The sequence below is a fragment of the Variovorax sp. 20P10.2.4 genome (assembly GCF_058244205.1).
Genome location: NZ_JBZAYE010000025.1, coordinates 1 through 18692, shown reverse-complemented (window position 1 = coordinate 18692; position 18692 = coordinate 1). Strand labels below are relative to the sequence as shown.

General features: G+C 68.8%; 19 protein-coding genes. 16 read left to right on the top strand and 3 right to left on the bottom strand.

The genetic code is table 11. The features are described from left to right. Window positions 1–62: 62 nt before the first annotated feature. The 6 genes from AC27VN_RS04450 to AC27VN_RS04425 are packed head-to-tail and all read left to right on the top strand — an operon-like array spanning window position 63 to window position 5901. On the top strand, window positions 63–788 hold the full coding sequence (locus tag AC27VN_RS04450) for a phosphonate utilization associated transcriptional regulator (protein WP_490875781.1): 726 nt from the start codon (window positions 63–65) through the stop codon (window positions 786–788). 1 nt (window position 789) lies between these two features. Then, window positions 790–2016: a phosphonoacetate hydrolase gene (gene phnA, locus AC27VN_RS04445; protein WP_490875773.1), complete on the top strand. Its 1227-nt coding sequence runs from the start codon at window positions 790–792 to the stop codon at window positions 2014–2016. Window positions 2017–2034: 18 nt separating this feature from the next. After that, the gene (gene phnY, locus AC27VN_RS04440) at window positions 2035–3483 is read left to right on the top strand and encodes a phosphonoacetaldehyde dehydrogenase (RefSeq protein ID WP_490875772.1); all 1449 of its coding nucleotides are present in this window, start codon (window positions 2035–2037) and stop codon (window positions 3481–3483) included. A 2-nt stretch (window positions 3484–3485) separates the two neighbouring features. After that, complete coding sequence (locus tag AC27VN_RS04435) at window positions 3486–4049, top strand: phosphonate degradation HD-domain oxygenase (RefSeq protein WP_093349162.1); 564 nt, start codon at window positions 3486–3488, stop codon at window positions 4047–4049. Then, a complete protein-coding gene (locus AC27VN_RS04430; RefSeq protein ID WP_490875771.1) occupies window positions 4046–4495 on the top strand; it encodes a GNAT family N-acetyltransferase in 450 nt (149 codons plus the stop codon). Before AC27VN_RS04435 ends, AC27VN_RS04430 begins: the two co-directional genes overlap by 4 nt. Before the next feature lie 17 nt (window positions 4496–4512). Further along, on the top strand, window positions 4513–5901 hold the full coding sequence (locus AC27VN_RS04425) for an FAD-dependent oxidoreductase (RefSeq protein ID WP_490875770.1): 1389 nt from the start codon (window positions 4513–4515) through the stop codon (window positions 5899–5901). A gap of 153 nt (window positions 5902–6054) precedes the next feature. Here AC27VN_RS04425 and aptA read toward each other — a convergent pair whose 3' ends face one another. Then, window positions 6055–7407, bottom strand: coding sequence for an omega-aminotransferase AptA (gene aptA / locus AC27VN_RS04420; RefSeq protein WP_208512026.1), 1353 nt, complete (start codon window positions 7405–7407; stop codon window positions 6055–6057). Between the two features lie 97 nt (window positions 7408–7504). Here aptA and AC27VN_RS04415 point away from each other — a divergent pair, with 97 nt between their 5' ends. Then, window positions 7505–8455 carry a LysR family transcriptional regulator gene (locus tag AC27VN_RS04415; protein WP_490875769.1) on the top strand — a complete coding sequence of 317 codons (951 nt, stop codon included), beginning with the start codon at window positions 7505–7507 and terminating at the stop codon, window positions 8453–8455. 132 nt (window positions 8456–8587) lie between these two features. Here AC27VN_RS04415 and AC27VN_RS04410 read toward each other — a convergent pair whose 3' ends face one another. After that, window positions 8588–9352 (bottom strand): FadR/GntR family transcriptional regulator, encoded by a 765-nt coding sequence (locus AC27VN_RS04410; protein WP_296781662.1) that lies wholly within the window; start codon window positions 9350–9352, stop codon window positions 8588–8590. Window positions 9353–9595: 243 nt separating this feature from the next. Here AC27VN_RS04410 and AC27VN_RS04405 point away from each other — a divergent pair, with 243 nt between their 5' ends. The 9 genes from AC27VN_RS04405 (at window position 9596) to AC27VN_RS04365 (ending at window position 18582) form a co-directional block, all read left to right on the top strand. Further along, complete coding sequence (locus AC27VN_RS04405; protein WP_490875768.1) at window positions 9596–10801, top strand: ABC transporter substrate-binding protein; 1206 nt, start codon at window positions 9596–9598, stop codon at window positions 10799–10801. An 86-nt stretch (window positions 10802–10887) separates the two neighbouring features. Further along, window positions 10888–11748, top strand: a complete 861-nt coding sequence (locus AC27VN_RS04400; protein WP_057589571.1) for a branched-chain amino acid ABC transporter permease — start codon at window positions 10888–10890, stop codon at window positions 11746–11748. A 5-nt stretch (window positions 11749–11753) separates the two neighbouring features. Then, window positions 11754–12713: a branched-chain amino acid ABC transporter permease gene (locus AC27VN_RS04395; protein WP_490875767.1), complete on the top strand. Its 960-nt coding sequence runs from the start codon at window positions 11754–11756 to the stop codon at window positions 12711–12713. Then, window positions 12710–13477 (top strand): ABC transporter ATP-binding protein, encoded by a 768-nt coding sequence (locus AC27VN_RS04390; protein WP_490875766.1) that lies wholly within the window; start codon window positions 12710–12712, stop codon window positions 13475–13477. Before AC27VN_RS04395 ends, AC27VN_RS04390 begins: the two co-directional genes overlap by 4 nt. Next, window positions 13474–14187: an ABC transporter ATP-binding protein gene (locus tag AC27VN_RS04385; protein ID WP_490875765.1), complete on the top strand. Its 714-nt coding sequence runs from the start codon at window positions 13474–13476 to the stop codon at window positions 14185–14187. Before AC27VN_RS04390 ends, AC27VN_RS04385 begins: the two co-directional genes overlap by 4 nt. Before the next feature lie 34 nt (window positions 14188–14221). Continuing rightward, complete coding sequence (locus AC27VN_RS04380; protein ID WP_490875764.1) at window positions 14222–15502, top strand: Zn-dependent hydrolase; 1281 nt, start codon at window positions 14222–14224, stop codon at window positions 15500–15502. After that, a complete protein-coding gene (locus tag AC27VN_RS04375) occupies window positions 15499–16632 on the top strand; it encodes an ABC transporter substrate-binding protein (protein WP_490875763.1) in 1134 nt (377 codons plus the stop codon). Before AC27VN_RS04380 ends, AC27VN_RS04375 begins: the two co-directional genes overlap by 4 nt. Further along, a complete protein-coding gene (locus AC27VN_RS04370) occupies window positions 16629–18104 on the top strand; it encodes a M81 family metallopeptidase (protein ID WP_490875762.1) in 1476 nt (491 codons plus the stop codon). Before AC27VN_RS04375 ends, AC27VN_RS04370 begins: the two co-directional genes overlap by 4 nt. A 100-nt stretch (window positions 18105–18204) precedes the next feature. Next, entirely contained in the window at window positions 18205–18582 is a 378-nt protein-coding gene (locus tag AC27VN_RS04365; protein WP_093349196.1) for a nuclear transport factor 2 family protein, read from the top strand. 1 nt (window position 18583) lies between these two features. On the opposite strand, the gene AC27VN_RS04360 is transcribed toward AC27VN_RS04365, so the two are convergent. After that, on the bottom strand, window positions 18584–18692 hold a 109-nt coding region (locus tag AC27VN_RS04360; protein ID WP_490875780.1), incomplete at its 5' end, for a helix-turn-helix domain-containing protein.

Below are 18692 nucleotides of genomic sequence, written 5' to 3'. Positions count from 1 at the left end.
ACTGAAGACTGTCAATAAAAAATTGTTGACAGTTTTCAATCCGAGGCCGGAGAATGCGTTCCATGGTCACCAGCAATCCCTCCTCCGCCCTCGCGTTCCTCCAGTCCAGCTCGCTGCCGATGCTGATGCAGGAGGAGATCGAGCGATTGATCATGACGGGCGAGCTCCCGGTGGGCAGCCGCATCAACGAGAGCGAGCTCTCGCAGCGCTTCAACACCAGCCGCGGCCCGATCCGCGAGGCGCTGCGCGCGCTGGAGGAGGCGGGCCTGGTGCGCAACGAGAAGAACCGCGGCGTCTTCGTGCGCGAGATCGCGTTCGAGGAGGCCGACGAGATCTACGAGCTGCGCGAGGCGCTGGAGGAAATCATCGGCCGCCGCGTGGCGCTGGCGATCAAGCCCGATGCCGTCGAGCGGCTGCGCGCCATGCTCGACGCCATGCGCTCGGCGGCCCAGGCGCAGGACGTGGAGCAATACGCGCAACTCAACCTGCAGTTCCACGAGATCCTGCTCGACACCGCGGGCAGCAAGAAGCTGACCGAGACCTACAAGCGTCTCGTGAAGGAGCTGCACCTGTTCCGCATGCGCGCCCTCGACAGCGGCGGCGGCCTGCGGGTCTCGGCCGACGAGCACCGCGACATCGTCGAGGCCATCGCCAGCGGCGACCCCGACGTCGCGGGCCGCGCGCTGCGCCAGCATGTCGCGGGCAGCCGCGCCCGCATGCACAAAGCCTTCGGCCGCGCCGATGCCGAAGCCGCCACCACGAACAACCCACCCCAAAAGGAAGTCTGAAATGACACCGGAGACCCTCGAAGTCAATGCCAGGAGCTACCGCTGGATGGCGCGCCCGATCGTGGTCGTGTGCGTGGACGGCTGCGAGCCGGCCTATCTCGACGCGGCCATCGCCGCCGGCGTGGCGCCGTACATCGGCCGCATGCGCAAGGAGGGCGCCGACCTGCTGGCCGACTGCGTCGTGCCGTCCTTCACCAACCCGAACAACCTGTCGATCGTGACCGGCGCGCCGCCCGCGGTGCACGGCATCTGCGGCAACTACTTCTTCGACCGCGAGCTGGGCCAGGAAGTGATGATGAACGACCCCAAGTACCTGCGCGCCGGCACCGTGCTGGCCGCCTTCGCCGACGCGGGCGCCAAGCTGGCCGTGGTCACGGCCAAGGACAAGCTGCGCAAGCTGCTGGGCCACCGCATGAAGGGCATCTGCTTCTCCTCCGAGAAGTCGGACCAGGTGACGATGGAGGAGAACGGCATCGACGACGTGCTCGGCATGGTCGGCATGCCGGTGCCTTCGGTCTACAGCGCCGAGCTCTCCGAGTTCGTGTTCGCGGCCGGCGTGAAGCTCATGGAGTCGCGCCGCCCCGACCTCATGTACCTGTCGACCACCGACTACGTGCAGCACAAGGCCGCGCCCGGCAGCGAACAGGCCAATGCCTTCTACGCGATGATGGACCGCTACCTCGCGCAGCTCGATGCGCTCGGCGCCACCATCGTGCTGACCGCCGACCACGGCATGAACGACAAGCACGGCGCTGACGGTTCGCCCAACGTCATCTACCTGCAGGACGTGCTCGACGGCTGGTACGGCGCCGGCACCGCGCGCGTGATCCTGCCGATCACCGATCCCTACGTGGTGCACCACGGCGCGCTCGGTTCCTTCGCCACGGTCTACGCGCCCGACGAGGCCAGCGTGCCGGGCTGGATCGAGCGCATCCGGCAGGTGCCGGGCATGGAGTCGGTGCTGTCGCGCAAGGAAGCGGCGCAGCGCTTCGAGCTGCCGCCCGACCGCATTGGCGACATCGTGGTCGTGAGCGAGAAGAACACCGTGATCGGCACCGCGGCCAGCCGCCACGACCTGTCGGCGCTCGAGGTGCCGCTGCGCTCGCACGGCGGCGTGTCGGAGCAGCGCGTGCCGTTGATCTGCAACCGCCCGGTGACGGGCATCGCCGCCGGCCGCCGGCTGCGCAACTTCGATGCGCTCGACATCGCGCTGAACCACGCCCAGTAACCGACCGCCGGAGCACCCATGAGCCAAGCCACGCTGAAGCCAGGCACCATCCACCGCGAAGCCCTGCGCATCGCCGGCGAGCGCGTCTACCGCGACCGCACGATCGAGGTCACCTACCCCTACACCGGCGAGGTGATCGCCACCGTGCCCAAGGCCACGCTCGACGACGTGCGCAACGCGCTGCGCATCGCGCGCGACTACAAGCCCACGCTCACGCGCTACGAGCGCTACAAGATCCTGATGCGCGCGGGCGAGATCATCGCCTCGCGCCTCGACGAGATCTCGCGCACCATCACGCTCGAATCGGGCCTGGCGCGCAAGGACTCGCTCTACGAGGTGGGCCGCGCCTCCGACGTGCTGCTGTTCGCCGCCAACCAGGCGCTGGTCGACGACGGCCAGGTGTTCTCCTGCGACCTCACGCACCACGGCAAGAGCCGCAAGGTCTACACGCTGCGCGAGCCGCTGCAGGGCGCGATCACGGCCATCACGCCGTTCAACCATCCGCTCAACCAGGTGATCCACAAGGTGGCGCCGGCCATCGCCACCAACAACCGCATCGTGCTCAAGCCCAGCGAGAAGACGCCGCTGGCGGCCTTCCTGCTGGCCGACATCCTCTACGAGGCCGGCCTGCCGCCGCCGATGCTGTCGGTGCTCACCGGCGACCCGCGCGAGATCGCCGACGAGCTGCTGACCAACGCCGACGTCGACCTCGTCACCTTCACCGGCGGCGTGCCGATCGGCAAGTACATCGCGGCCAAGGCGGTCTACAAGCGCCAGATCCTCGAGCTCGGCGGCAACGACCCGATCATCGTGATGGACGATGCCGACGTCGAGGAAGCGGCCACGCTCGCGGCCAGCGGCTCGTACAAGAACTCGGGCCAGCGCTGCACCGCGATCAAGCGCATGCTGGTGCACGAATCGGTGGCCGACCAGTTCGTCGAGCTGCTGGTGGCCAAGACCCGCGCGCTCAAGTACGGCGACCCGATGGACCCCGACACCGACATGGGCACGGTGATCGACGAGGCGGCCGCGAAGCAGTTCGAGGGCGTGGTCAACGAGGCCATCGCGGCCGGCGCGAAGCTGCTGTACGGCAACGAGCGCCGCGGCGCGCTGTATTCGCCGACGGTGCTCGACCGCGTCGACCCCGGGATGACGGTGGCCAAGCACGAGACCTTCGGGCCCGTGTCGCCGGTGATCCGCTTCAAGACCATCGACGAGGCGATCCGCATCTCGAACGGCACGGCCTACGGCCTGTCGTCGTCGATCTGCACCAACCGGCTCGACCACATCACGCGCTTCATCCGCGAGCTCAACGTCGGCAGCGTCAACGTGCGCGAGGTGCCGGGCTACCGGCTCGAACTCACGCCCTTCGGCGGCATCAAGGACTCCGGCCTGGGCTACAAGGAAGGCGTGCTCGAGGCGATGAAGAGCTTCACCAACACCAAGACCTACTCGCTGCCCTGGTAACCATGAGCCTGAGCCTTCCCGACATCGTCGGCCTGTTCGAAACCAAGGGCCATGCCCAGTACGACGGCGAGCCCGTCACCCAGCTCGAGCATGCGCTGCAATCCGCGCACCTGGCCGAGCAGGAGGGGGCGGACAGCGCGCTGATCGCCGCCTCGCTGCTGCACGACCTGGGCCACCTGCTGCACGACTTCGGCGGCACGCCGACGCAGCAGGGGCTCGACGACCTGCACCAGTACCGCTGCCTGCCGTTCCTGCGCGCGCTGTTCGGCCCGGCCACGCTGGAACCGATCCGGCTGCACGTCGATGCCAAGCGCTTCCTGTGCGCGCGCGAGCCCGGCTACCTCGAGGCGCTGTCGCCCGATTCGCAGCGCAGCCTGCAGCTGCAGGGCGGCGTGTTCGACTCGGCGCAGGCCAGTGCCTTCGAGGCGCTGCCCTACGCGAAGGACGCGGTGCGGCTGCGGCGCTGGGACGACACGGCCAAGTGCGCCGACGCGAAGACGCCGGACCTCGCGCATTACGTGCGGCACCTGGAGGCCGCGTTGAAGCCCACTGCCATCGCCGCATGAGCGCCGCGCCACCGGTCGTGCTGGCGCGCCGGCCGGCCACGCAGGAAGACGTTCCCTTCCTGCTCGCGCTGCGGCAGCGCACGATGAACGGCCACGTGGTGGCTTCGGGCGCCGAGGTCAGCGATGCGCACCACATGGCGCGGCTGATGCACCGCTTCGAATGCGCCGAGCTGCTGCTGCACGAAGGCGAGCCGGTCGGCCTGCTCAAGGTGTCGCGCGATCCGCACGAATGGGTGCTGATCCAGATCCAGCTCGCGCCGCGCTACCAGGGCGGCGGCATCGGCACCGGGCTGCTGGCCGAGGTCGTCGCCGAGGCCGAGCGCGCCGGCGTGGACCTCACGCTCAGCGTGCTCAAGGCGAATCCGGCCCGCGCGCTCTATGCGCGCTTCGGCTTCCTCGTCGAGCGCGAGTCCGAGTTTTCCTACGAGATGCGGCGCAAGCCCTGACCACCTACGGAGCCGCCATGCGCCCCTTCTGGATCGAACAGGCCCTGTTCAACGACGGCGACCTCGCGCCCGCGCTGCAGGGCGAATGCGAGGCCGACCTCTGCATCGTCGGCGGCGGCTTCACCGGACTGTGGACCGCGATCCAGGCCAAGCAGCAGGCGCCCGCGCTCGACATCGTCATCCTCGAGAGCGACCTCTGCGGTGCCGGCGCGAGCGGGCGCAACGGCGGCTGCCTGCTCACCTGGTCGGCCAAGTTCCTGACCCTGCGCCGGCTGTTCGGCGAGGACGAGGCGGTGCGTCTGGTCAAGGCCTCGGAGGCGGCGGTGCAGCACATCGCCGACTTCTGCGTCGCCCACGGCATCGACGCCGAGCTGCGGCAGGACGGCACGCTCTACACCGCCACCTCGCCGGCCCAGGTCGGCACGCTTGATCCGATGATGCGCGCGCTCGAGGCGCGCGGCATCCATTCCTACCGCACCCTGCCGCCCGAGGAAGTGGCGCGGCGCTCGGGCTCGGCGCGCAACCTCGCGGGCGTGTATTCGCCGATCGCCGCCACCGTGCATCCGGGCAAGCTGGTGCGCGGACTGCGGCGCGTGGCGCTGGCGATGGGCATCCGCATCCACGAGCGCACGCCGATGCTCGATTTCTCCACCGGCCATCCGGTCGTGGTGCGCACGCCAGCCGGCAGCGTGCGCGCGAACAAGCTGGTGCTCGCGATGAATGCCTGGATGGCCAGCCGCTTCGCGCAGTTCGAGCGCACCATCGCCATCGTGTCGAGCGACATGGTGATCACCGAGCGCTGCCCCGAGCTGCTCGCGCGCAGCGGCCTGACCGACGGCGTGTCGGTGCTCGATTCGCGCACCTTCGTCTATTACTACCGCAGCACCGCCGATGGCCGCCTCATGCTGGGCAAGGGCGGCAATACCTTCGCCTGGGGCGGGCGCATGGCCAAGGTGTTCGACGAGCGTTCGCCCTACGAGGCCGAACTCACGCAGGCGCTGCGTTCCTTCTTCCCGGCCCTGAGCGAAACGCCGATCACCGCGAGCTGGAACGGCCCGTCCGACCGCTCGGTCACGGGCTTCCCGTTCTTCGGCCGGCTCGATGGCGCGCCGCACATCTACTACGGCTTCGGCTACTCGGGCAACGGCGTCGGGCCGACCTACATGGGCGGGCAGATCCTGTCGTCGCTGGTGCTCGACCAGGACAACGCCTGGACGCGCAGCCCGATCACAAAGGGGCCGCTCGGCTACTTCCCGCCCGAGCCGGTGCGCTACGTGGGATCGATCGTGGTGCGCAATGCGATCCGCCGCAAGGAACTCGCCGAGGACGAGAACCGGCAACCGTGGCTGGTGGACCGCATGCTCAGCAAGCTCGCCAACGCAGCGGGCAAGGCCGACAAGGCCTGACAACCACCCCCGAATCTCCGCGCACTTCGTGTCGCTCCGGATCCCCCCTCGAGGGGGCGCACTCGGCGGCCCGGCAAAGCCGGTTCCGCGAGTGCCCGCGAACGAGCAGCTTCGGCACGGTGGGGTGTACCGTGGTCGATCTCGTATCGAGGTTCAGGCCGTCTCGGCCAGCGCGTCGCCCAGCGCATTGATCATGCGATCGATCTCCGCCTTCTCCGAGATGAACGGCGGCGCGAGCTGGATGGTGTCGCCGCCGTAGCGCACGTAGAAGCCCTTCTTCCAGCAGTTCATCGCGATCTCGTAGGGACGGCGCGCCGGTTCGCCCGGCAGCGCGGCGATGGTGAGGCCGGCCGCGAGGCCGAAGTTGCGGATGTCGGTGACGTGCTTGCTGCCCTTGAGGCTGTGCACGGCGTTCTCGAAATGCGGCGCCAGCGCCTTCACGCGCGCGGGCATGTCTTCCTTCTGCAGCACGTCGAGCGCGGCGATGCCGGCGGCGCAGGCCACCGGATGGGCCGAGTAGGTGTAGCCGTGCGGGAACTCGAGCATGTAGTCGGGGCCGCCCGCGGCCATGAAGGTGTCGTAGATCTCCTTGCTGGCGATCACGGCGCCCAGCGGCTGCGCGCCGTTGGTGATCTGCTTGGCGGCATTCATGATGTCGGGCACCACGCCGAAGGCATCGGCGCCGGTGAGCGTGCCGCAGCGGCCGAAGCCGGTGATGACCTCGTCGAAGATCAGCAGGATGTTGTGCGCGGTGCAGATGTCGCGCAGGCGTTTCAGGTAGCCCTGCGGCGGGATCACCACGCCGGCCGAACCCGCGAAGGGCTCGACGATGACGGCCGCGATGTTCGAGGCGTCGTGCAGCGCGATCAGGTCGAGCAGGCGGTCGGCCAGTTCGGCGCCGTTCTCGGGCATGCCGCGCGTGAAGGCATTGGCCGCGAGCTGGGTGTGGGGCAGGTGGTCGGCCTCGACGCCCTGGCCGAACAGCTTGCGGTTGGCACCGATGCCGCCGACCGAGATGCCGCCGAAGTTGACGCCGTGGTAGCCCTTCTCGCGGCCGATCAGCCGGGTCTTGCTCGCCTGGCCCTTGGCGCGCCAGTAGGCGCGCGCCATCTTGAGCGAGGTGTCGGCGGCCTCGGAGCCCGAGCCGGTGAAGAAGACGTAGTCGAGGCCCGCGGGCGTCAGTTCCTTGAGCTTGTTGGCGAGCTCGAAGGACAGCGGATGGCCGAACTGGAAGGCCGGCGAATAGTCGAGCCTGGCGATCTGGCGGCTCACCGCCTCGGTGATCTCGGGGCGGCCGTGGCCCAGCCCCGAGCACCACAGGCCCGAGAGGCCGTCGAAGATCTTGCGGCCTTCGTGGTCGGTGAAGTAGGCGCCCTTGGCCTCGACGATCAGGCGCGGGTCGGCCTTGAACTGGCGGTTGGCGGTGTAGGGCATCCAGTGCGCCTCGAGCCAGGCGGCATCGGTGCGCGGGGCCGGGTTGGCGAGGTCGGGCGTGGCGAGGGTCATGGGTGCGTCCAGGTTGGGTGGGAAAGCTGACGCGTCGATTGTTGGCAAGCCGTTCAGTGTGGAGAATGGCGCAATATCAATGTTCACTTGACGATTCATGCAAGTAAAAGAAGGCGCTTCGACGGCTCGCAGCCGTGCCGTGCTGGGCCAGCTCAGCGACATGGACCTGCGCCTGCTCAAGGTGTTCAAGAGCGTGGTCGACTGCGGCGGCATGGCGGCGGCCGAGCTCGAGCTCAACATCGGCACCTCGACCGTGAGCCGCCATGTGAAGGACCTCGAGACCCGGCTCGGCCTGGTGCTGTGCCGGCGCGGGCGGGCCGGCTTCGCGCTCACGGCCGAGGGCCAGCGCGTCTACGACGAGACGCTGCGGCTGCTCGCTTCGGTCGATGCCTTCCGCGGCAGCATCGACGACATCCACAACCGCATGGGCGGCCAGCTCGAGGTGGCGCTGTTCGACAAGACCGCGACCAATCCGCAGGCGCGCATCGGCGAGGCGATCGCGCGTTTTGCCGAAGTGGCGCCCGAGGTCAGCCTGGCGGTGCACGTGGGTTCGATCAACGCGATCGAGCAGGGCGTGCTCGAGGGCAACTTCCAGATCGGCATCATCCCGGCGCACCGCAGCTCGAAGAGCCTGGTCTACGAGGAGCTGTTCGGCGAGACCATGCTGCTGTATTGCGGCCGCGGCCATCCGCTGTTCGAGGCCAGCCATGCGAAGCTCACCTGGCCCAAGCTGCGCGAGCACCATTTCGCGGGCCTGGGCTACCACTCGCCCAACATGGAGCTGAGCCACCGCGCGCAGCTCTCGCGCAAGGCCACGGGCTTCGACCAGGAGGCGATCGCCACGCTGATCCTGTCGGGGCGCTTCCTGGGTTTCCTGCCCGACCACTATGCGCAGGTGTTCGAGCAGCGCGGGCTGATGCGCCCGGTGCTGCCCGAGCGCTTCCATTACGAATGCCGCTTCGTGAGCCTGCTGCGTCGTTCGCCGAAGCCTTCGCGCGCGGTGCTGGCGTTCCAGGCCTGCCTCACGGCGGCGCACCGCGGCAAGTAGGAGGCGCGCTCACAAGGCGTGAAGAAACCGTAGCGAGCGCGCCGAGGTCGCGCCGAGGACCGGAGCCGTACCTTGTACGGTGAGGACCGCAGGTGCGAGATCGGGGCGCGCAGCAGGTTTATTCACGCCTTGTCAGCGCTGGGCGTTGGGCACAAGGAGATGCTTGGCGCCGATGTGCGCCTCCATCTCGTGCATGTGCTGCTCGGCGTCGACCATGTGCTCGCTCATCAGCCGTTGCACCGTCGCGGCGTCCTCCTTGCGGTAGGCCGCCAGCAGCTGCGTGTGGTAGTCGACGTTGGCCTCGCCGAAGTGGTGGTGGTCGAGCGCCTTCTTGTAGACCACGAGGTCGCGCAGCAGGTCGTTGAGGAAGCGGCACATGAAGGACAGCACCGGGTTGGGGCAGGCCTCGGCCAGGATGGTGTGGAAGGCCAGCTCGGCCTCGCGCTGGATGCGCTGCTCGTCCTCGGAGGTCGGTTCCTTCGTGCACAGGCGCACGTTCTCCTCGAGCCGCTCGAACATCTCGGGCGTGAGCCGGCCCACCACGCTGACCGCGAGCTCGGGCTCGAGCGCCTTGCGCAGCTGGTAGATGTGGTGGCCGTCGAGGTGGTGGAAGTGCAGGAAGTTGCGCAGCGGCTCGGACGCATGCTCGACCGACACCTGCTGCAGGTAGGCGCCGCCGCCGGGCCCGGTGCGGATCGAGATCAGGCCGCTGACTTCGAGCGCCTTGAGCGCCTCGCGCACCGTGCTCTTCGAATAGCCGAACAGCTCGATCAGTTCCTTCTCGTTCGGCAGCCGGTCGCCGGGCTGCTTGCGCTCGGCCACGATCCAGCGCTTCACGTCCTCGACGATGACGTCCGAGAGCTTTTGTCGCTTCGGGCGGTGTTGCCCCACTGTCATGCCCACGCTCGATATCCCTCGGGAGATGCGCGGAATGCGCAACAGCGCGCGATCTTACCCAGCGGTACTGGGGGCATCGGCGTGGTGCACGCGGGCGGGGTGAGGGGGCCGCGAAGTCGGTGGTTTTTGGGCACGGGGATTGCTAGCGGGTTTTTACCAGCATATTAATCCTATTTATCCGCTTAAATTCGCCGCGACCGCGGACGCCCATCCCTCTCCACCCTCACCACGACGGAGTTCCTTTTGCAACGCAGACACCTTCTCCAACTGGCCGCCCTGTCGGCCGCTCCCGCTTCCCTGCTGGCCGGCCGCTCGGCCTTCGCGCAATCGGCCGAGGCGATCCGCTTCGGCTGCCCGGTGCCGATGTCGGGCGCCTTCGCGGCCAACGGCAAGTTCGCCGACCTCGGCATGAAGCTGGCGATCGAGCAGTACGGCAGCGTGCTCAAGCGCCCGCTGGCCTACACGGTGCTCGACACCGAGGGCAAGCCCGCGACCGCGGTGCGCAAGGTGCAGGAAGCTTCGCAGCAGCAGGGCGCCAAGTTCTTCGCGGGCGGCATCCTGTCGTCGGAAGCGCTGGCCATGGGCAAGGAGGCCGAGAAGGCCGGCGGCCTGTTCATCACCACCGCGGGCGCCGACGAGATCACCGGCAAGGACTGCAACCCCGCCACCTTCCGCTGGTCGGTGCCCACCTTCGGCGCCATCGAGCAGACGGTGCGCCCGCTGGTCGCGCAGATGCCCAAGGCCAAGCGCTGGTACACGATCACGCCGCAGTACGTGTTCGGCGACGGCCTCCTGAGCGCGGCCAAGACCATCTTCCAGGAGAAGGGCATCGAGCACGTGGGCAACAGCTACCACTCGCTCAACGAGAAGGAGTTCAGCGGCTACCTCACCAACGCGATGGCGGCCAAGCCCGACGTGCTGCTGCTCTTGAACTTCGGCGCGCAGTCCTCGGCCGCGCTGCGCCAGGCGGTGAGCTTCGGCATGCACAAGAACATGACGATCCTGATGGCCTGGGCCTCGGGGCTCGAGCAGTTCGACGAGCTCGGTGCCGACCTCTGCGACGGCGTGTACTTCGGCGCGCAGTACTGGCACACGGTGGATGCGCCGCTCAACAAGGAGCTGGTGAAGCGCACCGCCGACAAGCTCAAGATCGTGCCCAACTACAGCCTCGCGGGCTCGTACGTCTGCACCAAGATCCTGATCGACGGCATCGTGAAGGCCGGCACGGTCGACCAGAAGGCCGTGATCGCCGCGCTCGAGGGCATGAAGTTCGACGGGCTCACGGGCGGCGAGGAGATCCGCAAGGCCGACCACCAGGTGGTGAAGGACTACTACCTGCTCAAGGGCAAGGCCAAGTCGAAGATGAAGGACGCGGCCGACTATGTCGACGTCGTGAGCGCCGGCAAGTCCTTCCTGCCGGTCGACAAGACCGGCTGCAAGCTGGCCTGAGTCACACCGGTTCCGCGATCTCGTCCGCGCCACCGCGGTGGCACGGCGGGGGCGCGGTCCGCCCGCACGCTCCATTCCCTACATCCATGTCCGTCTACCTGCTCCAGACCATCAACGGCATCGGCATCGGCATGCTGTATTTCCTGCTGGCCGTCGGCCTGTCGATCGTGTTCGGCCTGCTGCGCTTCGTGAACTTCGCGCACGGCGCCTTCTACCTGCTGGGCGCCTACCTGTGCTTCCAGGCGCTGCAGTGGGGCCTGAACTTCTGGGCCGCGCTGGTGCTGGTGCCGCTGGCCGTCGGCGCGCTCGGCTGGCTGGCCGAGAAGCTGCTGCTGCGCCGCGTCTACGCGAAGGCGCATGAATTCCACATCCTCGTCACCGTGGGCCTGGCGCTCGCGGTGCAGGAGATCGTGATCGTCTTCTGGGGCCCGCTGGGCAACAGCGTGCCCACGCCCGACCTGCTGCAGGGCGTGGTGATGTGGGGCAGCTTCATCTATCCGAAGTACCGGCTGTTCGTGATCGGCTTCACCGCCGTGCTCGCGGTGCTGCTGTGGTGGGTGCTCGAGGGCACGCGCCTGGGCAGCGCGGTGCGCGCGGGCAGCGAGTCGACCGAGATGGTCTCGCTGCTCGGCATCAACGTGTTCCGCGTCTTCAGCCTGGTGTTCGCGCTCGGCGCGGCCACGGCGGCGCTGGCCGGCGTGCTGGCCGCGCCGATCCGCGGCGCCGAGCCCTTCATGGGCGTGGAGGCGCTCGGCGTGGCCTTCGTGGTGGTGGTGATCGGCGGGCTCGGCAGCTTCGGCGGCGCGCTGGTCGGCGGCCTGCTGATCGGCATCGTGCAGAGCCTGATGAGCACCCTGTGGCCGCCCGGTGCGAGCCTGATGATCTACATCGCGATGGCGGCCGTGCTGCTGCTGCGCCCGCATGGCCTGCTCGGCCGCAGAGGATGAAGGCCATGCCCAGAAAAATCACTTTCCTGCTGGCACTGGCCGTCACGCTGGCGCTGCCGCTCTTCATGCGCTCGGGCTCGCTCGCGAGCGAGGTGCTGATCTACGCGCTCGCCGCGCTCGGCTGCAACCTGCTCTTGGGCTACACGGGCCTGTTGTCCTTCGGCCAGGGCATCTTCTTCGGCCTCGGCAGCTACACCATCGCGATCCTGCTCACGCGGCTCGCGCTGCCGATGCCGCTGGCGCTGCTCGCGGCCATCGGCATGGGCGCGCTCGGCGCGGCGCTGGTCGGCTGGGTCGCGATCCGCCAGCGCGGCACCTACTTCGTGATGCTCACGCTGGCCTTCGCGCAGATGTTCTATTTCGTGGCCTACACGGCCTCGGGCCTGACCGGCGGCGACAACGGCCTGCTCGACGTGCCGCGCCCGGCCTTCATGGACACGCCGTGGAAGTACTACGCCTTCGTGGCCGTGATGTTCCTGATCGCCTTCGGCCTGCTGCTGCGCGTGACCGACTCGGTGTTCGGCCGCACGCTGCTGGCGATCCGCGACAACGGCGACCGCGCCGCCGCGGTGGGCTACGACCTGCGGCGCTTCAAGCTGCTGGCCTTCGTGATCTCGGGCGCCGTCACCGGCCTCGCGGGCGGGCTGCACGCCATGATGACCGGCATCGCGCCGCTGTCGAACGCCGAGTACCACACGAGCGAGATGATCCTGGTCATCACCGTGATCGGTGGCACCGGCAACCTGTTCGCCTCGGTGCTGGGCTCGGCCTTCTACGTGCTGCTGGCCGACTGGCTCTCCACGCTGTGGCCGCGCTGGCTGCTGCTGCTGGGGCTGCTGCTGATCGGCGTGAGCATCGGCATGCAGCGCGGCCTCTGGGGGCTGGGCGAGAGCGCCTGGCGACGCATCTTCAGGAAGGGCGCGCAAGGCGCAGACGCCTCCGCCGCGCAGGGAGAAAAAGCATGAGCGACGTCCTCATCGAAGCCGTCGGCGTCACCAAGCACTACGGCAAGTTCGCCGCGCTCGGCGGCGTCGACCTGAAGATCCGCCGCAACACCGTGCACTCGGTGATCGGCCCGAACGGCGCGGGCAAGACCACGCTGTTCCACATGCTCACGGGCACCGGCACCACCACCGGCGGGCGCATCCTGTTCGACGGCCACGACGTGACGCGCGAGCCCGACCACCGCCGCGTGCAGCGCGGCATGGCGCGCTCGTTCCAGGTCACGAGCCTGTTCGGCAGCCTCGCGGTGCGCGAGAACCTGCGCGTGGCGGCGCAGGGCATCGCGCCGCGCCAGGCCATGAACTGCTGGCGCGCGCCGGTGGGCGAAATGGCCTGCAGGCAGATCGTGGACGAGGTGCTGCAGCGCGTGGGCCTCGAGCGCTTCGCCAGCGTGCCGGCGGCCGAGCTTTCGCATGGCCAGCAGCGGCGCCTCGAGGTCGGCATGGCGCTGGCCGCGCGGCCGAAGGCGATCTTTCTCGACGAGCCGACCTCGGGCATGGGCATCGACGACCTCGACGACATGAAGCAGCTGATCCGCGGCCTGCGCGAGGAGCACACCGTGGTGCTGATCGAACACAACATGAACATCGTGATGGACATCTCCGACACCGTGACCGTGATGCAGCTGGGCCGCGTGCTGGCCGAGGGCCTGCCGGGCGACATCCGCGCCGATGCGCGCGTGCGCAGCGCCTACCTCGGCAACATGATCACGGGAGGCAAGGCATGAGCACCACCCACATCCTCGAGGTCGAGGGCCTGCACGCGCACTACGGCAAGAGCCATGTGCTGCAGGGCGTGTCGCTGCGCGTGGGCGAGGCCGAGCTGGTGACGCTTTTGGGCCGCAACGGCGCGGGCAAGTCGACCACGCTCAAGAGCATCGCGGGCGCGGTCACGCCCACGGCGGGCCGCGTGCGCTTCCAGGGCGCCGACATCGCGGGCCAGCCCGCGCACCGCATCGCCGCGCGCGGCGTCTGCCTGGTGCCCGAGCACCGCGGCATCTTCAAGCTGCTGACGGTCGAGGAGAACCTGCTGCTCGGCCAGCGGCGCGAGTCGCCGTGGCAGCTCGAGGACATCTACCGCATCTTTCCGCGCCTGAAGGAGCGGCGCCGCAACGGCGGCGGCCAGCTCTCGGGCGGCGAGCAGCAGATGCTGGCGATCGGCCGCGCGCTGATGAACCATCCGCGCCTGCTGATCCTGGACGAGCCCGTCGAAGGCCTGGCGCCGGTGATCGTGGAGGAGATCGTCGCCCAGCTGAAAACCATCAAGGCCGCGGGTGTCGCCATCCTGCTGGTCGAGCAGAACCTCGAAGTGTGCGTGCAGCTCGCAGACCGCCACTACATCGTGGAGCAGGGCGTGATCGTGCATGAGGCCGGCAACGCCGCCTTCATGGCCGACCACGACGTGAAAGACCGCTACCTCGGCGTCGGCCTCGCCTGAAGCCTCCCGTCTCCCAGACCTCATTCGCAGAACCATGACGACAACCATCGAAACTTCTTCCGCACCCGATGTGCGCGCCCTCCGCATCGACGGCCAGCGCCTCTGGGATTCGCTGATGCAGCTGGCCCAGGTCGGCGCCACCGAGAAGGGCGGCGTGTGCCGCCTCGCCCTGACCGACCTCGACCGCCAGGGCCGCGACCTGTTCGTGCGCTGGGCGCGCGAGGCGGGCTGCGAGGTGCGGGTGGATGCCATCGGCAACATCTTTGCGCGCCGTGCCGGCCGCAACAACGCGCTGCCGCCCGTCACCACTGGCAGCCACATCGACACCCAGCCCACGGGCGGAAAGTTCGACGGCAACTACGGCGTGCTCGCGGGGCTGGAGGTGATCCGCGCGCTCAACGACGCGAAGCTGTTGACCGAAGCGCCGCTCGAAGTGGCCGTGTGGACCAATGAAGAAGGCTCGCGCTTCGTGCCGGTGATGATGGGCTCGGGTGTGTTCGTCGATGCCTTCACGCTGGAACACGCGCTCGCGCAGCGCGACACCGAGGGCGTGAGCGTGGCGCAGGCGCTCGATGCGATCGGCTATGCAGGCACGGTGCCCGCCTCGGCGGCCGCCTCGCCCGTGGGCGCGTACTTCGAAGCGCACATCGAGCAGGGCCCGGTGCTCGAGGCCAACGCGCGCGTGATCGGCGTGGTCGAAGGTGCCCTCGGCCAGCGCTGGTACGACGTGGTGGTGCAGGGCATGGAAGCGCATGCCGGCCCCACGCCGATGGAGTTGCGCAAGGACGCGCTGCTCGCCGCCGCCGAACTCGTGATCGAGGTCAACCGCATCGCGCTCGCGCACGCACCGCATGCGCGCGGCACCGTCGGCTGGATCGACAACTACCCGAACTCGCGCAACGTGATCCCGGGCCGGGTCAAGCTCAGCGTGGATCTGCGCGCGGCGGACGACACGGTGCTGTCGGCCATGGACGCGGCACTGAAGGACGCCGTGCTGCGCCTCGCTTCCGCCGGCAAGGTGGCGGCGACGGTGGAGCAGGTCGTGTACTTCGCGCCCCAGCCTTTCACGCCCGGGCTCGTGTCCGCGGTGCGCGACGCTGCCGAGGCGCAGGGCCTGACATGGATGAACGTGATCAGCGGCGCGGGCCACGATGCAGTGTACCTCGCCCGCGTGTGCCCCACGGCGATGATCTTCGTGCCGTGCCTCGACGGCATCAGCCACAACGAGATCGAGGACGCCGAACCCGAGCACCTCGAAGCCGGCTGCAATGTGCTGCTGCAGGCGATGGTGCAGAGCGCGGGAGTGGCGGCGTGAACGCGCTCTTCCGGCGCATCGGCCTGCGCGTCGTCGCGATGGGCATGGTCGCGGCATCGACGTCCGCCCTGGCGGCCGGGGAGCCGATCCTGGTCGGCCAATCCGCCGTGCTCACCGGCCCGTTCACGCCCAACAGCCTCGCGTTCATGGAGGGGCAGACGCTGTTCTTCGACCAGTTGAACAAGGCGGGCGGCATCGGTGGCCGGCCCGTCAGGATGATCACCTACGACGACGCCTACATCGGCGAGAAGGCCGCGGCCAACGCCGAGAAACTGCTCGGCACCGAACGCGTCGTCTGCCTTTTCGGCACCATGGGCACGGCCATCGGCGCGGCCATGGTTCAGGTGGCCGCGAAGTACGACAGCTTCATCTTCGGCGGATTGACCGGCGCGGCGGTGCTGCGCGGGCCGAAGGTGCCGATCTATCACGTGCGGGAGTCGTATGCCGACGAAGTCGCGCGCGTGATGAACCACCTGAGCACCATCGGCGTGACGCGCATCGCGATCGTCTCCAGCGACGACGCCTATGGCAAGGGCATCGAGAAAGACGCGCTGGCCGCGCTCGAGAAGAACAAGCTGCCGGCCTTGCTGTCGCTGCGCTTCGACCCGAAGGAAAAGGACCATCCCGCCATCGCGCAGCAGGTGATCGCGAGCGGGGCGCAGGCGGTGTACGTCATCGCGGCCGGCATGCCGGCGATCAACATCATCCGCTCGCTGGTGGCGGCGCCCGTTCATCCGCAGATCTACACGAACTCGGTGGCGAGCTCGTTCCTCCTCTACAAGGAGCTGGGCGACAGGAGCCGCGGCATCGTGCTGTCGCAAGTGGTGCCGCCGTTCTGGAAGACGCGCTTTCCCATCGTCGACGAGTACCAGCGCGCGCGCAAGGCCGCGGGCAGCGAAGGCGAGGGCTCCTACCTCGGGCTGGAGGGCTACATCACGGCCAAGGCCTTTGCCGAAGCGCTGCAGCGCGTGAAGGGGCCGATCACCACCGAATCGCTGCGACGCAGCATCGAGAACTCGCTGCCCATGAACCTAAACGGCTTCCAGCTCGCGTTCCGGCCCGACAACCGCAACGGCTCCAGCTTCGGCGACATCACGATGCTGGGAAGTGCCGGAAAGTTTGCCCAATGAAAGTACTGATCGCACGTCTCAACCACGAGACCAACACCTTCTCGCCCGTGCCCACGCCGCTCGCGGCCTTCGGGCCCGACGGCCCGACCTTCGGCGCGCAGGCCTACCGCGACAACAAGGGCATGCGCACCGCGATGTCGGCCTTCATCGACCTGGCCGAGGCGACCGGCGCCGAGCTGGTCACGCCGGTGTCGGCCTCGGCCAACCCGAGCGGGCCGGTCGATGCGCGTGCCTACGACGCGCTCACGCAACGCATCGTCGATGCGGCGCCGGGCTGCGACGCGATCCTGCTCGACCTGCATGGCGCGATGGTGGCCCACAACAGCGCGGACGGCGAGGGCGACCTGCTGGTGCGGCTGCGCGCGGCCGCGCCCGGCGTGCCGATCGGCGTGGCGCTCGACCTGCATGCCAACGTCACGCCCGCGATGGTGGAGAACGCCGACGTGATCGTCGGCTTCAAGACCTATCCGCACGTCGACATGTACGAGACCGGCGAACATGCGGGCCGGCTGCTGTTCGACCTGCTGGCGGGGCGCGGGCGGCCCGCGATGCGCTGGCATTCGCTGCCGCTGATGGCCCACACGCTGCGCAGCGCCTCCTACACCGGCGCGATGCAGCGCGCGATCGATGCCGCGCGCGCGGCCGAGGCCTCGGGCGAGTCGCTCGCGGTGTCGATCCTCGCGGGCTTCTCGCTGTCGGACATCGAGGCGCCGTGCATGAGCGTGATCGTGGTCGACGCGCAGTCGGGCGAGCGCGCGCAGGCCACGGCCGACCGCATCGCGGCGCAGATGTGGCGCGAGCGCGCGGCCTTCGTCTACGACAGCGAGCCGCTGGCCGACTCGATCGCGCGCGCGAAGCAGCTGGCCGACGGTGCCGAGCGTCCGGTGCTGCTGCTCGACCATGGCGACAACTGCATGTCGGGCGGCAGCTGCGACACCATGGACGTGCTGCAGGAGGCGCTGGCCCAGGGGCTCGAGGGCATCGGCGTCGGGCCGCTGTGCGATCCCGAGGCGGTGGCTCAGCTGATCGCGGCGGGCGAGGGCGCAAGTGCGACGGTGGCGCTGGGCAACAAGGTCTCGCTGGCCGGCATCGGCCGCGAGAGCGCGCCGGTGCGGTTGACGGGCATCGTGCGCACCATCTGCGATGGCGAGTACGTCATCACCGGCCCGACCTACACCGGCCAGCGCGCCAGCATGGGCCGCACCGTGCTGTTCGACATCGGTGCCGCGCGCATCGTGGTCACCGAGCGCACGCAGGAGCCGTGGGACATCGGCGTGTTCGCATGCGCGGGGCTCGATCCGCGCCGCGAGCGCTTCCTGCTGCTGAAGTCGCGCATGTACTGCCGGCCGGTGTTCGAGCCGCTCGCGGCCGCGCTGGTGGAGTGCGACAGCCGCGGCGTGACCAGTTCGGACTACGGGCTGTTCCCGTTCGGCAAGGTGCGGCGGCCGGTGTTTCCGCTGGACCCGATCTGAAGGCGTTCATGACCTCCCACGTCATGGACCCGAAGCGCCGCTGAAACGACCATTCCTTCACCCCGCAACGTCGCGGGCATCCACCGAAGGAATCGTCATCATGAACACCGCCGCCCACGACCCCGTTGCCATCGCCCAGGGCTATATCGCCGTCTGGAACGAGACCGATCCCGCGCGCCGCGCCGCGCTGCTCGAAGCCGGCTGGTCGGCCGACGCGCAGTACGTCGACCCGATCATGCAGGGCAGCGGCCATGCGCAGATCAGCGCACTGGTCGGCGCCGTGCACCAGCGCTACCCGGGCTTCCGCTTCAACCTGCTGGGCAAGGCCGACGCGCACGGCGACCACGTGCGCTTCTCTTGGACGCTCGGGCCGAGCGGCGCCGAGGACCTGATCCAGGGTACCGACTTCGTGCGGCTGGACGCGGGCAAGCTGCGCTCGGTGACCGGCTTTCTCGACAAGGTGCCGGTCGGCGCCTGAGTCAGTCCGTGGTGCCGGTGCCGCGGCCGCGCCAGAGCTTGCGGTAGACCGTGGCGCGGCTGATGCCCAGCGCGCGCGCCGCCTCGGCCACGTTGCCGCGGGCATCGGCC

What these genes read in the sequence shown, in the direction of transcription:
- AC27VN_RS04450 (WP_490875781.1), top strand. Translation starts at nt 63, where the DNA reads ATGGTCACCAGCAATCCCTCCTCCGCCCTCGCGTTCCTCCAGTCCAGC.
- phnA (WP_490875773.1), top strand. Translation starts at nt 790, where the DNA reads ATGACACCGGAGACCCTCGAAGTCAATGCCAGGAGCTACCGCTGGATG.
- phnY (WP_490875772.1), top strand. Translation starts at nt 2,035, where the DNA reads ATGAGCCAAGCCACGCTGAAGCCAGGCACCATCCACCGCGAAGCCCTG.
- AC27VN_RS04435 (WP_093349162.1), top strand. Translation starts at nt 3,486, where the DNA reads ATGAGCCTGAGCCTTCCCGACATCGTCGGCCTGTTCGAAACCAAGGGC.
- AC27VN_RS04430 (WP_490875771.1), top strand. Translation starts at nt 4,046, where the DNA reads ATGAGCGCCGCGCCACCGGTCGTGCTGGCGCGCCGGCCGGCCACGCAG.
- AC27VN_RS04425 (WP_490875770.1), top strand. Translation starts at nt 4,513, where the DNA reads ATGCGCCCCTTCTGGATCGAACAGGCCCTGTTCAACGACGGCGACCTC.
- aptA (WP_208512026.1), bottom strand. Translation starts at nt 7,407, where the DNA reads ATGACCCTCGCCACGCCCGACCTCGCCAACCCGGCCCCGCGCACCGAT.
- AC27VN_RS04415 (WP_490875769.1), top strand. Translation starts at nt 7,505, where the DNA reads ATGCAAGTAAAAGAAGGCGCTTCGACGGCTCGCAGCCGTGCCGTGCTG.
- AC27VN_RS04410 (WP_296781662.1), bottom strand. Translation starts at nt 9,352, where the DNA reads ATGACAGTGGGGCAACACCGCCCGAAGCGACAAAAGCTCTCGGACGTC.
- AC27VN_RS04400 (WP_057589571.1), top strand. Translation starts at nt 10,888, where the DNA reads ATGTCCGTCTACCTGCTCCAGACCATCAACGGCATCGGCATCGGCATG.
- AC27VN_RS04395 (WP_490875767.1), top strand. Translation starts at nt 11,754, where the DNA reads ATGCCCAGAAAAATCACTTTCCTGCTGGCACTGGCCGTCACGCTGGCG.
- AC27VN_RS04390 (WP_490875766.1), top strand. Translation starts at nt 12,710, where the DNA reads ATGAGCGACGTCCTCATCGAAGCCGTCGGCGTCACCAAGCACTACGGC.
- AC27VN_RS04385 (WP_490875765.1), top strand. Translation starts at nt 13,474, where the DNA reads ATGAGCACCACCCACATCCTCGAGGTCGAGGGCCTGCACGCGCACTAC.
- AC27VN_RS04380 (WP_490875764.1), top strand. Translation starts at nt 14,222, where the DNA reads ATGACGACAACCATCGAAACTTCTTCCGCACCCGATGTGCGCGCCCTC.
- AC27VN_RS04370 (WP_490875762.1), top strand. Translation starts at nt 16,629, where the DNA reads ATGAAAGTACTGATCGCACGTCTCAACCACGAGACCAACACCTTCTCG.
- AC27VN_RS04365 (WP_093349196.1), top strand. Translation starts at nt 18,205, where the DNA reads ATGAACACCGCCGCCCACGACCCCGTTGCCATCGCCCAGGGCTATATC.